This is a genomic window from Leclercia adecarboxylata (assembly GCF_006171285.1).
Classification (GTDB): Bacteria; Pseudomonadota; Gammaproteobacteria; order Enterobacterales; family Enterobacteriaceae; genus Enterobacter; species Enterobacter barmai.
The window spans coordinates 542666-555649 of record NZ_CP040889.1 but is presented as its reverse complement, the minus strand read 5'-3'; the positions used below and the strand labels follow the sequence as shown (position 1 = coordinate 555649).

The 12984-nt window shown below is 55.6% G+C and carries 11 protein-coding genes and 1 tRNA gene; 6 read left to right on the top strand and 6 right to left on the bottom strand.

Translation table 11 applies throughout. The features are described 5' to 3' along the window. Window positions 1–151 precede the first annotated feature (151 nt). The 3 genes from FHN83_RS04425 (at window position 152) to FHN83_RS04415 (ending at window position 5142) form a co-directional block, all read left to right on the top strand. Window positions 152–1501, top strand: coding sequence for a TolC family outer membrane protein (locus tag FHN83_RS04425; RefSeq protein ID WP_039032033.1), 1350 nt, complete (start codon window positions 152–154; stop codon window positions 1499–1501). 103 nt (window positions 1502–1604) lie between these two features. Next, window positions 1605–3791: a type I secretion system permease/ATPase gene (locus FHN83_RS04420; protein WP_139563314.1), complete on the top strand. Its 2187-nt coding sequence runs from the start codon at window positions 1605–1607 to the stop codon at window positions 3789–3791. After that, a complete protein-coding gene (locus FHN83_RS04415; RefSeq protein WP_138369819.1) occupies window positions 3778–5142 on the top strand; it encodes an HlyD family type I secretion periplasmic adaptor subunit in 1365 nt (454 codons plus the stop codon). The genes FHN83_RS04420 and FHN83_RS04415 overlap by 14 nt, the downstream gene beginning before the upstream one ends. A gap of 42 nt (window positions 5143–5184) precedes the next feature. Here FHN83_RS04415 and FHN83_RS04410 read toward each other — a convergent pair whose 3' ends face one another. Together FHN83_RS04410 and FHN83_RS04405 are read right to left on the bottom strand one after the other, a co-directional pair. Then, window positions 5185–5724, bottom strand: coding sequence for a DUF2058 domain-containing protein (locus FHN83_RS04410; protein WP_039032031.1), 540 nt, complete (start codon window positions 5722–5724; stop codon window positions 5185–5187). 34 nt (window positions 5725–5758) lie between these two features. After that, window positions 5759–6295 (bottom strand): cysteine hydrolase family protein, encoded by a 537-nt coding sequence (locus tag FHN83_RS04405; protein ID WP_139563313.1) that lies wholly within the window; start codon window positions 6293–6295, stop codon window positions 5759–5761. Window positions 6296–6493: 198 nt separating this feature from the next. Between FHN83_RS04405 and FHN83_RS04400 the strand changes: the two genes are divergently transcribed. Then, entirely contained in the window at window positions 6494–8410 is a 1917-nt protein-coding gene (locus tag FHN83_RS04400) for a flagellin (RefSeq protein ID WP_139563312.1), read from the top strand. A 36-nt stretch (window positions 8411–8446) separates the two neighbouring features. Here the strand turns inward: FHN83_RS04400 and FHN83_RS04395 are convergent, their stop codons facing one another. The 3 genes from FHN83_RS04395 to FHN83_RS04385 form a co-directional block, all read right to left on the bottom strand. Then, window positions 8447–8668, bottom strand: coding sequence for a hypothetical protein (locus FHN83_RS04395; RefSeq protein WP_039032028.1), 222 nt, complete (start codon window positions 8666–8668; stop codon window positions 8447–8449). Between the two features lie 124 nt (window positions 8669–8792). Next, a tRNA-Arg gene (locus tag FHN83_RS04390) sits at window positions 8793–8864 on the bottom strand. Window positions 8865–8939: 75 nt separating this feature from the next. Next, window positions 8940–9869 carry a formate/nitrite transporter family protein gene (locus FHN83_RS04385; RefSeq protein ID WP_139563311.1) on the bottom strand — a complete coding sequence of 310 codons (930 nt, stop codon included), beginning with the start codon at window positions 9867–9869 and terminating at the stop codon, window positions 8940–8942. Between the two features lie 315 nt (window positions 9870–10184). Between FHN83_RS04385 and mlaA the strand changes: the two genes are divergently transcribed. After that, window positions 10185–10937 carry a phospholipid-binding lipoprotein MlaA gene (gene mlaA / locus FHN83_RS04380; protein WP_039030929.1) on the top strand — a complete coding sequence of 251 codons (753 nt, stop codon included), beginning with the start codon at window positions 10185–10187 and terminating at the stop codon, window positions 10935–10937. Window positions 10938–10986: 49 nt separating this feature from the next. Here mlaA and fadL read toward each other — a convergent pair whose 3' ends face one another. Then, window positions 10987–12309 carry a long-chain fatty acid transporter FadL gene (fadL, locus tag FHN83_RS04375; protein ID WP_171029954.1) on the bottom strand — a complete coding sequence of 441 codons (1323 nt, stop codon included), beginning with the start codon at window positions 12307–12309 and terminating at the stop codon, window positions 10987–10989. A gap of 372 nt (window positions 12310–12681) precedes the next feature. Between fadL and FHN83_RS04370 the strand changes: the two genes are divergently transcribed. After that, window positions 12682–12966, top strand: a complete 285-nt coding sequence (locus FHN83_RS04370) for a YfcZ/YiiS family protein (RefSeq protein ID WP_139563310.1) — start codon at window positions 12682–12684, stop codon at window positions 12964–12966. The last annotated feature ends 18 nt before the right edge of the window (window positions 12967–12984 follow it).

Genomic DNA, 12984 nt, shown 5'->3' with positions numbered 1-12984 from the left:
GTCTGGCTCTGCGCGGCACACATTATTCAGATCAGACGACGGATCCCGTCTGACCGCAAAATCGCAGGACGCATTTTTTCCCTCGGTCTAATGGGATTTTCTCTGGTGGATATTGACCAACAATCAAGGGATATGAAGGAAAGTCGACAAGATGAAACAGTATAGTCAGTTCGTTATGGGCGCAGCTCTGGTGCTGAGCGCCACACACAGCCAGGCCACGACGCTTGAGCAGGCGGTGAAAGATAGCCTGCTATGGCATCCGGAAGTTAACGCCTCGGTAAATAGTCGTTATTCCGCCGATCAGGATCTCCGCGCAGCTAAAGGTGGCTATCTCCCGACGCTGGATCTCACCGCAGGCACCGGTTGGGAGCAGACCGATAACGCCAGCACCCGCGCCGCAGGCGACCATTTGCGCGATCTGCATCGCAGCGAGTCCGCTATCAACCTGCGCCAGAATGTGTTCAACGGTTTTGCCACCACCAGCGAAGTCGGCCGCCAGAAAGCCACGGTCAACTCCCGGGCCTGGACGGTGCTGAATACCAGCGAATCTACCGCGTTGCAGGCGATCCAGACCTATCTCGACGTGCTGATGCGCCAGAAGATGGTGGCGCTGGCGGAAGATAACCTCAAAAACCACGAGCGCGTGTTCGATCAGATCCGCCTGCGTACCGAGCAGGGTGTCGGCCGTCAGGCGGACTTCGAGCAGGCCCAGGCCCGTCTGGCACAGGCGCGCAACAACCTGCTGACCGAGCAAACCAACCTCGAAGACTCCCGCGCCAACTATCAGAGCATCACCGGCAAAGAGCCTGACACCCTGGTGATGCCCGCTAAAATCGCCGTTCCCGCTTCCCTGGATGCCGCGCGTACCGTGATGCTGGAAAATAACCCGCTGCTGAAACAGGCTGATGCCGACGTGGAAGCGACCCGCCAGCAGTATGAGGCGGCCAAATCGCGCTTCTATCCGGATGTGAACGTCGAAGTCGGGCGTACCATGGATAACAACATCGATGGTACCCGCGGCCACAGCCAGGAGTGGCAGGCGATGCTGCGCATGCGCTACAACCTTTACAACGGCGGCAGCGACCAGGCGACGCTCACCTCATACGCCTACAAAATGAAAGAGGCGCAGGATGTGAAAAACAACGCCCAGCGTCAGCTGAACGAAGATCTGCGTCTGGCCTGGAACGCCCTGAAAAATGCCGGTCAGCAGGTGCCGATCGCCAAAGAGTACGCCGATCGCAGCGTGCAGGTGCGTAGCGCCTATCAGGAGCAGTTCAGCCTGGGCGACCGTACCCTGCTCGATATGCTGGACAGCGAAAACGAAGTGTTCAGCGCCCAGCGCCGCTACGTCGAGCTGCAGTTCGTCGATATGTTTACCACCTATCGCATCAGCGCCCGTACCGGTGAACTGCTCAAGAACCTGAATATTCAGGCTCCGTCGGCCGCCGAGCCGCTCGACCAGGCAAAATCTTCCCAGGCAGAACTGCCTGAATTAAAGTAAGACGCCCTGAAAGGCTGACGGGGTTGTTGCTGGCAGGATAAACGGCAACAACCCTCTCTTTTTTACATCTGCGACCGCCGTCTGCAGAACACTGAGGCAGAGAATGACGCCTGATATTGACTCCTCCGATCGCATAGAGATGACCCCGCAGGCGCAGGGCAGACAGGATCCGCGGCAAAGCCATGACGATCCGCTGCTGGACGCGCTGATGATCGTCTGTAAATTGCATAACGTCGTCACCAGCCGTAATGTGCTGACCGCCGGGCTGCCGCTGGACGCCTACACCCTGACGACGGAGACCTTTCCGCGTGCCGCCGGCCGGGCCGGGCTCAAGGCGCGGGTGGTGCAGCGCGGGCTGGAAAACATTACCGCGCTCTCTCTGCCTGCCATTCTGCTGCTGAAGAACAACCAGGCCGCAGTACTCATTGGCTGGGATGAACAGCAGCGCGCGCGCCTGCTGCCCAGCGAAACGGAGGGCGGTGAAATTAACGTCTCGCCAGAGACGCTGGCGGAGATTTACAGCGGCCGGGCGATTTTTATCTCCCCGGAGCATGAGTTTGACGCCCAGCCGACGGCCACGCTGCCGCGCACCAAATCCTGGTTCCAGGACACGCTCAGGCTGTCGAAATTCCTCTATCTGGATGCGGTGGTCGCCAGTTTCCTGGTCAACCTCGTGGCGCTCAGCGCCCCGCTGTTTGTGATGAACGTCTATGACCGGGTCGTGCCTAATCAGGCCACCGCCACACTGTGGGTGCTGGCCATCGGCGTCAGCATCGCCTTTGTGTTCGACTTTGTGCTGAAGATCCTGCGGGGCATCTGTCTCGATCTGGCCGGTAAGAAAACCGATCTGGTGGTCTCCTCGGCGCTGTTCGAGCGGCTGCTGGGCATGAAGATGAAGCTTCGCCCGCAGCGGGTGGGGAGCTTTGCGCAGAACTTTCAGGAGTTCCAGTCGATTCGTGACTTCCTCTCTTCCCTGACGCTCACCGCCTTTATCGACTTTCCGTTTACCCTGCTGATCCTGCTGGTGATTGGCATCATCGGCGGCCCGCTGGTGTTTATCCCGCTGCTCTCCTATCCGCTGGCCCTGCTGGTGAACTGGCTGATCCAGCGCCCGCTGATGTCGCGGGTGAAGAAAACCTATCAGCTCTCCAACGAACGTCAGGCGATGCTGGTGGAGACGCTCACCGGACTGGATGCCATCAAGATCAACAACGCCCAGAGCGAGCGCCAGTATCAGTGGGAGCACCTTACCGGCCAGCTGAGCAAGCTGGAGCTGCGGGTGAAGTCGCTCTCGTACGTGGCGGTAAACTTTACCGCCTGGCTGCAGCAGTTCAGCGGCGTGGCCCTGATCGTGGCCGGGGTCTACATCATTATTGGCGGCAACCTGAGCATGGGCGGGCTGATCGCCTGCTATCTGCTGCACCGTCGCGCCATGATGCCCATCGGCCAGCTGTGCAGCCTGATCACCCGCTACCAGCGCGCGCGAATGACCAAAGCCACCATCGACCGGATGATGGATCTTGAGCAGGAAGTGCAGGACGACGAAGTGCCGCTGAAGCGGGAAACCCTCTCCGGCGCCATCGAGCTGCGCGATGTGACCTTTATCTACCCTGGCAATCAGTATGCTTCGCTCATCAATGTCTCTCTGACGATCCAGCCCGGAGAGAAGGTGGGCATCATCGGGCGCAGCGGGTCGGGTAAAAGCTCCCTGGCGAAACTGCTGGTCGGTTTTTACCAGCCGAACAGCGGCAATGTGCTGATTGACGGTATCGATGCCCGCCAGATTGATGTTCACGATCTGCGCCATAACATTGGCTACGCGCCGCAGGATATCCATCTGTTCAGCGGCACCCTGCGCGACAATCTGGTCTACGGCGCCAGCTACGTTGACGAGGAAACCATGCTGCGGGTGGCCACCCTGACCGGCGTACACGAGTTTGCCCGTCGTCACCCGTCCGGCTACAACATGCAGGTGGGCGAACGGGGGATGAGTCTTTCCGGCGGTCAGCGGCAGGCTGTCGCGCTGGCGAGGGCGCTGCTGCTCGACCCGCCGGTGCTGCTGATGGACGAACCGACCAGTTCAATGGATAACACCAGCGAAGATCTGATCAAAAAGGCGCTTGTGCCGGCGATCGCCAACAAAACGCTGCTGATGGTCACCCACCGTGCGTCGCTGCTGACGCTGGTGGATCGTCTGATTATCGTCGACAACGGCAAAATCATTGCCGACGGTCCGAAAGAGAGCGTCATGAGTGCGCTGAAGAAAGGACAAATTCATGCGAATCGTTGAGACGCTTAGCCGCCTGATGAGCTGGCTGTCAGGGGATAAACAGCCCGCGCCCTTTACCACCAACGAGGTTAACAAAGCCCTGCTGGACGATGCCCCACGGGTGGTGCGCGTCACGCTGTGGGCTATCTTCGCTTTCTTTATCGCCATGATCCTCTGGGCTTCGCTGGCCAGTATCGACGAGGTGACGCGCGGGGAAGGGCGGGCGATCCCTTCTTCTCGCCTGCAAAAAGTGCAGAACCTCGAAGGGGGGATCGTCGCAGAGGTCTTTGTCCACGAAGGTGAGGTGGTGAAAGCCGGCGCGCCGCTGCTGCGTCTGGATGATACCCAGTTTCGTTCTAACGCCGGGGAGAGCGAGGCCGACAGGCTGGCGCTGCAGGCGCGCATCCAGCGTCTGACCGCGCAGCTGAACGATGCCACAACCCTGACCCTGGCGCCGGAGATCGTGAAGCAGGCGCCGGATATCGCCAGCGGCGAGATGGAGTTGTTCGCCAGCGTCAACAAACGCATTCAGAGCGAACTGGCCGGGCTTAACGAACAGCTTATTCAGAAGAAGCAGGAACTGCTCGACTTCCAGGGCAAGGCCAGCCAGTACCGCCGCAGCCTGGCGCTGCAGCAGCAGGAGGTCGCCATGTCTGAACCGCTGGTGGCTAAAGGGGCAATTTCAAAAGTTGAAGTGCTCCGCCTGCGTCGTGGCGTGGTGGAAACCCAGGGACAGCTCGACTCCGTGACCCTCGCCATTCCCCGGGCGGAAGCGGCCATCAAGGAGATTGAGAGCAAGGTCGGCGAAACGCGCGGGCGTTATCGCAGCGAAGCGCTGGGGCAGCTCAACGAGGCGCGAACCGATCTCAGTAAAATCGAGGCCTCGGGCAAGGCGATTTCCGACCGGGTGAACCGTACTCTGGTGACCTCACCGGTGCGGGGCGTGGTGCAGCAGCTGATGGTAAACACCATCGGTGGCGTGATCCAGCCGGGCAACGACCTGGTGGAGATCGTGCCGCTGGACGACAAACTGCTGGTGGAAGCAAAAATCCGTCCGCAGGACATCGCGTTTTTACGTCCGGGACAGGAGGCGACGGTGAAGTTCACCGCCTACGACTACACCATCTATGGCGGCCTGAAGGGTACGCTGGAGCAGATCAGCCCCGATACGGTGACCGACAAAGACGGGAAGAGTTTTTACGTGATTCGTCTGCGTACCGACAAGAACCATCTCGGCACGGATGAAAAGCCGCTGTTGATTATTCCGGGGATGGTGGCGTCGGTGGATATCATTACCGGTAAGAAAACGGTGATGGCGTATCTGCTAAAACCGATTTTGCGGGCGAGGGCGGAGGCGTTCCACGAGCGTTAAGAGGGGATAAAGACCCCCTCCGGGAGAGGGGGTCTTTAGGGATTACCACATCAAATCATCCGGCACGACGAAATCAGCGTACGGATCGTCTTCGTCCTTCGCTTCCTGCGTCAGCTCGCCGCTGAACACGATATAGCTCGCATCACGCTGCGTAATTTTATCGGCGACAACCGCAGGGATGATGGCGTATTCGCTTTCGCGATCCGCCCCGGCAACCAGACGCGCAATCGCCAGACGGCCATTGATCAGCTGTTTTTGCGTGGTCTTATCCACCAGCACTTTTTTAATCAGATTGCCGTCGGTGAAGTTGAAGCTAATATCGCCTTTCGCTACCACGATCCGGTTCATCTCAATTAACTGCTTGATCTGCGCCTTGTACTCTTTAGCCAGGGTCGCCTGCTTTTGCTGCTCGCTGAGCTCTTTATCGCGCTCAATCTGCGCCTGTTTATTCACTTCCACCGCTTCCCGTGCTTCACGCGCCTGAACGCGGGATTTTTTGGCGGTGCGCTGGACCTTTGCCATCTTTTTACTGCTGACTAAGCCAGCCTTCAGCATCTGTTCCTGGAGTGTGAGTTTGGTCATCTTCGTTTCTGAAATCTGTCAAATGATGGGCAGATTATACCTTTAATTCCGTGGCAGGGATAACCTGAGCAAAACCGGCAGCAAGCAGCCCCAGCGTGACATCCAGAATGGCTTTCGCGCTGAGCTGATGCTGTTCAAGTTCGAAACTGAGCACCGCATCGTTTAACACAGTGATTTTTAACCCGAGGTCAGCGCCCGTTCTGACCGTGGAGTTAACGCAGAATCCGGCTACGGCACCGATAACCACCAGCTCTGAAATACGGGCATCCTGCAGATAATCAAACAAACCCGTTGAGCTGAACGCGGAGGAGGTGTGTTTGATAAAGACCGGTTCGTTGTTGAGTTCTTTAAAAGACTCTAGAGGTAAGCTGGAGGATGAGCTGTGATGGAGCGGCGAGCCCTCTTCAGGCGTCTGGTGGCGAACGTGTATGACCGGGGTGCCTGATTTTCTGAATTTCTCAATCACAGCGGTCATGTTTTCAATACTGTTTTGCGGAAAGTAATCCACGCCCTGTTGAATTCTTTGTGTGACAAAATTCTGCATATCGATGATGAGCAGTGCTTTAGACATCTTTATCCCCTTTAAACAGTATTGATGGCAGGGTTATTTGCCGCTGCAGGACATTCTCGTAGCCCTGAATCGAATTAACATAGCTGCAATGACATGTACTTAACCCCTACTAAATTTGGTTAAGGCTCAAATAAATCATCAACTAATCCTGAATCCGGTCGATAACCTCTCCAGCGAAACCTGTATCGGTATATCGGAATGCTGAGCCTAAAAACTAACCTGATGGCCTTGACGCTTCGGGGTCAATCTCAAAAAAATACCTCTGCTCTGGAGCAGTCGATCCGCAATCTCTCTTCCGGCATGCGCATCAACAGTGCCAAAGACAATGCGGCCAACCAGGCCATTGCTAACCGCATGACCAGCCAGCAAAATGCGCTGCAACAGGCGCAGCGTAATGCTGGCGACGGCTTGTCGATGATCCAGACGGCCGAAGGCGCGATGGATGAAATCAACAACCGCCTACAGCGCATCCGCGAGCTTACGGTTAAAGGGCTCAGTGAATCCAATACCCTGGCGGATGCCGATACCATTCAGGCTGAAATCAACTTAAACCTTAAGGAGATCGACCGTCTGAACGGCTCCGTCGACTTTAACGGTATTAATCTGCTGAATGGTAGCGCGGGAACGGTCGGTTTTCAGGTCGGCACCCGGGATAATGAAAAAATCTCCCTCGATTTATCGAAAAACTTCAGTGTTGAAAATATCGGCCTGAAGGATTTCGTTATTCGCGGTATCAGCGGCAAGGTTTCAGATATCAATCAGGTGGCGGGAAGCGCCAGTAATATCGACCTGAACAGCGGTAATGTCAGCGTAACCTGGTCTCCGTCAGGCATATTCAATTCGCCACAGCTGGTGCGCAACGCCACTGACGGCCGGTATTACATTCAGGATACGGGGGTCGACGGCAAGCCGGCCTATTATCAGGCTACCACGGCCGCAAGCTGGAATACCGCCAGCGGAACCGGAACTGTAAATATCAGCGCCACCAATGGAACGCCACTCTACAGCAGCGTCACCCAGCTAAATAGCCGGTCAATTCCTTCGGTGAGCTATCTCGACACCAATGGGGGTGTTTTAAGTAATAGCCCCGCGCCATCATTAAAAGAATCAAACGGCCAGTATTATATTGAGCAGGATGATTATTATTATCCTGCCACGCTAACCTATGGTTCGACAGGCGCCGTCACCGCGCAAATGACCAGCACCACGGCAAAACTGGATACAGATTTCGCCACGCTTCCGGCTGTCGTGACGACCACACCCAATATTGATGCCACGACCGCAGCGCTGAGCTTTAAGGATGCGAGTAATAACCCGCTCTCAGCCGCTAACTCCCGACTGCTGAAGTCAGGCAGCCAGTACATTCTGGAAGTGGACGATGGCAGCGGTAATTTTAGCTATTACAATGCCTCGGTAACGACAACGACCGACGGTAGTGCCCATTCGCTTGTAGTGACGGCGAACAATGCCACCAGCCTGAATAATTTCTCTGATGTGACCCGGGTCACCGGGTCGTCCCTGGTCACGATGGATCCTGCGAAGGTCAACGTGCGTTACACCGATGGCGACGGCAATATCTCGAACGATGTGCTGCGCCTGGATGCGGACGGTAATTACTACATGGATGTGGTGAACGGCACCGAGACCAAAAAAGCCACGCTGGTTTTGACTGATGAAACGCCTGCCCGCTACCTGCTTAAAACGCTGAATGGTCTGGGAGATCTGCAGATCTACTACCAGGCGTCTTTCAGTGCCTCCACGGATGCCGCAACCAACTATACGACCCTGAATATCTCTGAAATCGGTGACGAAATTCGCCTGAAAAACCCTGCGAATCCTCTGGCGGCGCTCGACGATGCCATTAAGCAGGTCGATGAACGACGCAGCACGCTGGGGGCGGTGGCGAACCGTCTGGAGTCGACGCAAAATCTGCAGGCGACGATGTCGGTTGCGGTTAATGCGTCCCGCTCACGGATTGAAGATGCGGACTACGCCGCAGAAGTGTCCAGCATGGCCCGGGCGCAGATGCTTCAGGAAACTTTTGCCTCGTTAATGACCAAAGCCAATCAGACACCGCAGGTGGTGCTGTCTCTTCTGAATGACTCAATGAAATAACAGAATGGAGCCCTGGCTTGTGGGGCTCCATAACGCTTAGCGAATAACATTACCGTGCTGGACGCAGCGCCCGTCGTTGCAGCTAACGGCATCCACTCTGGCTGCCCGGTGGTTTCTTGCCTGCGCGGTAACGGTTGCCGCTGCGACAGGGTGGTCAGAATTTGCGACCACGGCCGCGCGCTCCACCGGATGGAATACCACCCCGGCAAAGGCAGAGCAGGGGGCGATTAGCGCCAAAGCGATCAGAAATCTTTTCATTCCATTACTCCGTTGTTTCTCTCAGGTGGGAATTCGTTCTAACGGCGCGAGAGTACAGCACAGCGGCAGGTGACGTTGTGTGTATGGGTGCTATTGGCTGGAGAGAAGGTTGAAAGCAGGAAAGTGTCCCCTGCAGGAATCGAACCTGCAACTAGCCCTTAGGAGGGGCTCGTTATATCCATTTAACTAAGGGGACGAAGCGGCACGAGTATAACGTCATTTAGACAATGCGTTAAGCGCGTCACCGCCTGACTGCTTAAAGTGTCGCCATTCACGCCGATTTTTTGCGTTCTTCCTCTTCTTCCTGCCGGGCTTTCAGTTCAGCTTTGCGCTTGTTCGACATATCGTTGCGAATCTGCGCATGGCTGAGCAGGGCAAAAATAAAGGTCCCGCCGCAGATGTTGCCTGCCAGGGTAGGGAGCGCGAAGGGCCAGAAAAACTCGGTCCAGTGGATGGTGCCGTTAAATACCAGATATAAAATTTCCACCGTCCCCACCACAATGTGGGTGGTATCGGCGAGGGCGATAAGCCAGGTCATCAGTATGATAACCACAATCTTTGCCGAACCGGCAGCGGGGAACATCCAGACCATAGTGGCAACGATCCAGCCGGAGATAATGGCGTTGGCGAACATCTCCGATGGACTATTTTCCATCACGCCCATACCAATTTTCACAAAGACGTCCCGGGTAGGCTCATCAAATATCGGCATATACTCAAACGCCCAGGCGGCGACACCGGTACCGATAATATTACCGAGCAGCACCACGCTCCACAGGCGCATCAGCAGGCCGAAATTGCCCCATGTCGGGCTTTGCATCACCGGGAGTACGGCGGTGACGGTGTTCTCCGTAAACAGCTGCTGGCGGGCCATGATCACGATAATAAAGCCAAAGGTATAACCGAGGTTCTCCAGTATGATGCCGCCGGGTATGCCTTCGAGCTCAACGTGGAAAATCCCTTTCGCCAGCAATGAGGCGCTCATCGATAGTCCGGCGGCGATGGCCGACCAGAACAGCGCCATGGCATCGCGCTCCAGCTCTTTCTCACCGTCCTGGCGAATATGTTCATGTATTGCCATCGCGCGTGAGGGTAGCCGGTCCTCATCGACCTCAATCTTCTTTCCCCGGCGTTTCTCCTCGCTTTCAACTTCCAGTTCTTCGGTATGACCGTCTATTTTCTCGTCTTTTAATTCGTCCATTTTAATGCTCCAGAGGTGGCTAATACCCCTTAAGCGTAGCGCTTTTTCCTCCGCCGCCCGTGGGGATGCTCTTAAATTCCCGCAATGGCAATAAAGGCGATACATCAATGGCAAAGGCCGTATAAAATTGCCAGCCAAACGAAAACCCAAAGCCAGGCTATTCTGAGATCATACCAGAGCGTGTTTATTGCCCCGATTTGTGGTCGTAGACATCAGTAGTCGTGCTGATACAATCACTTGCACGTTTACAGACAGAGCGCGAAAGCGCCATGACGGATGGCTTTGCTGATAGCCATACTTAACAGGGAGAAAGATATGAAACTTGGGCTGTCGGTGGTTGCGCTGAGCACCACGTTGCTGATGGGCTGCGCCAGCTCCGGCGAGCAGCAGGGGCGCTCCGATCCTCTGGAAGGATTTAACCGCACCATGTACAACTTCAACTATAACGTGCTGGATCCGTATGTGGTGCGCCCGGTTGCGGTGGCATGGCGGGATTATGTTCCCCAGCCTGCCCGTAACGGCCTGAGCAACTTTACCAGCAACCTCGAAGAGCCTGCGGTCATGGCGAACTACTTCCTGCAGGGCGATCCTTATCAGGGGATGGTCCACTTCACCCGATTCTTCCTCAACACCCTGTTAGGGATGGGCGGCTTTATTGACGTTGCCGGGATGGCGAATCCGAAGCTGCAGCGCGAGCAGCCGCACCGTTTCGGTAGTACCCTGGGTCATTACAATGTGGGTTACGGCCCGTACGTGCACCTGCCGTTCTACGGTAGCTTCACGCTGCGTGACGATGGCGGCGACATGGTCGATACGCTCTATCCGGTGCTGTCATGGCTGACCTGGCCGCTGTCGGTGGGTAAATGGACGCTGGAAGGGGTAGAGACGCGCGCGCAGCTGCTGGATTCCGACGGTCTGCTGCGTCAGTCCTCCGATCCGTATCTCATGGTGCGTGAGGCCTACTTCCAGAACCACGACTTCATTGCTAATGGCGGCAAGCTGAAACCGGAAGAGAATCCGAACGCGAAAGCGATCGAAAACGAACTCTCCGAGATTGATGCGGAATAAAAAAGAAAAGGTGAGCCCAGAAGGCTCACCTTTTTTAATCGTGATGTGATTAGAACGCGTAGTTGAAGTTCATGCCATACAGCCAGGCTTTACCTTCAGAAGAGAACTCATACGGACCTTCCTGGAACGATACTTTCTGACCGTGCATATAAGAGACACCCGCATCGATTGAGGCATCTTTGTTGAATGCGTAGGTTGCACCGGCGCTCAGCCAGAAGCGATCCTGATCCGGAATGGAGATAGAACGTTTGTCTGCCGGAACCGGGCTGTCATCGAAGGCAATACCGGTACGGAACGTCCAGTTATCATCCATATAGTAGGTGGTACCCAGCGCGATGCGGTACGCGTCTTTAAAGCTTTCATCTTTATAGAAAAGCGTATCACCGCCGCTGTTAGTCGCTTTCAGCTCCTGGAACTGGCTCCAGCTTGTGTAGGTCAGGCTATAGTGGATAGCCCATTGCGGTGCGACTCTGTTGTAGCCGGACAGTTCCCACATCTCAGGTAAATTCAGGGTCAGAGAACCGCCAGTGGTGCGGCCATCGGTCCCCATTGGCAGACCAAAGTTGCCCAGGATCTGGTTGTAAGCTGAAGGCAGGCTGCTCTTATAGTCGCCATCGAAATCGATTTTTACTTCAGAGCGGTAGGTAAAGCCATACCGGTTGTTCTTGTCGATTTCATACAGAATACCGGCATTCCAGCCAAAGCCCCACTCATCACCCTTCAGATAGGCAATCTGGGTGTCTCCCTGGATCCCGGCGACCTGACGTGCCAGAGCCGGAGGTAATGCGCCGGACCCTGCGACGATGCGACCCAGGTCACCCGCGTAGCGCTCAATTTTCGCTTTTGCATACACAGCATCAAACCCAACACCGAAACTCCAGTGATTATCCAGGCGATAAGCACCGCTCAGGTTCAGGTTGAGGGTTTCCAGGTCGGTTGTACCGCCGTACGCTCCTGCCGCGTAGTTGTTATTGAACTCGGTCGCCAGTCCGTAGTTAGAGGTAACGGACGCGCCCCAGCCAAATTGGTCATTGATTGGCGCGACGAAGTGCAGGTTTGGAACCCATGCTGTTGGCGCGATATTACTCGCATTCAGGCTTGCGCCCGTTGGAGAGCGTCCGGAGATATCTACATCAGGGTCAACAAAAATGGCACCTGCGGAGAAGGTTGGACGATCAAACATCATGATCAGGGCAGGGTTACGGCTCGCGTTCCCGGCGTCATCAGCAATGGCGCCTTCCCCGGAATAGGCACGGCCCAGGCCTGAGGAAGAGAACTCGTTAAGCTGGAATCCCGCTGACCAGGCGGAGGTGGAGACGATTGCCACTGCGACTGCCAGCGCAGTTTTTTTGAACAGGGTTTTCTGGCTCATGACCATAACCTCATTGAGTTATTTTTATGCAATATTTGTTACATACCGTAACAGGAGCGCGAAGTGTAGGGTCTGTGGTAACACTTAGAAATCAGACCAGTGGCGAGAGTATAGGTCTGACCAGATAGAATGTTGCAAGAGTGTTTGTGAATATTTACTGATATGTTTTTCGAAACGGGATCTGGGTGGCAAAATTGTGACCAGTTCGCTTCCTCCGAATGGGTGATTTTTGTTTTAGATCATTTTTACTTGTGATATTGCTCACTTACCCGGTTTTCGGCCATTAACAACTGGAGCCACCCCCGCCCGGGGCGTAAAATATCAGCATCGTGTTTATTCTCGCGCCGTGCGCGAATTCAGAGGAAATCTACTATGAGTAAATGCAGTGCTGATGAAACCCCGGTTTGCTGCTGTATGGATGTGGGCACCATCGTGGACAACACGGATTGCACCGCCTCTTACAGCCGTGAGTTCGCCAGTCGTGCCGACGCCGAAGAGACGCTGGCTGCCCTGACCGAAAAAGCCCGCGGCGTGGAGTCTGAACCGTGCGAAATTAATTCCACCTTCACCGACGTGGAAGGCGGGGTTCGCCTGGACATCGACTTCGTGTTCAGCTGCGAAGCAGAATCCCTGATTTTTCAACTCGGTCTGCGCTAATTCCTTTCAACGCCTCCT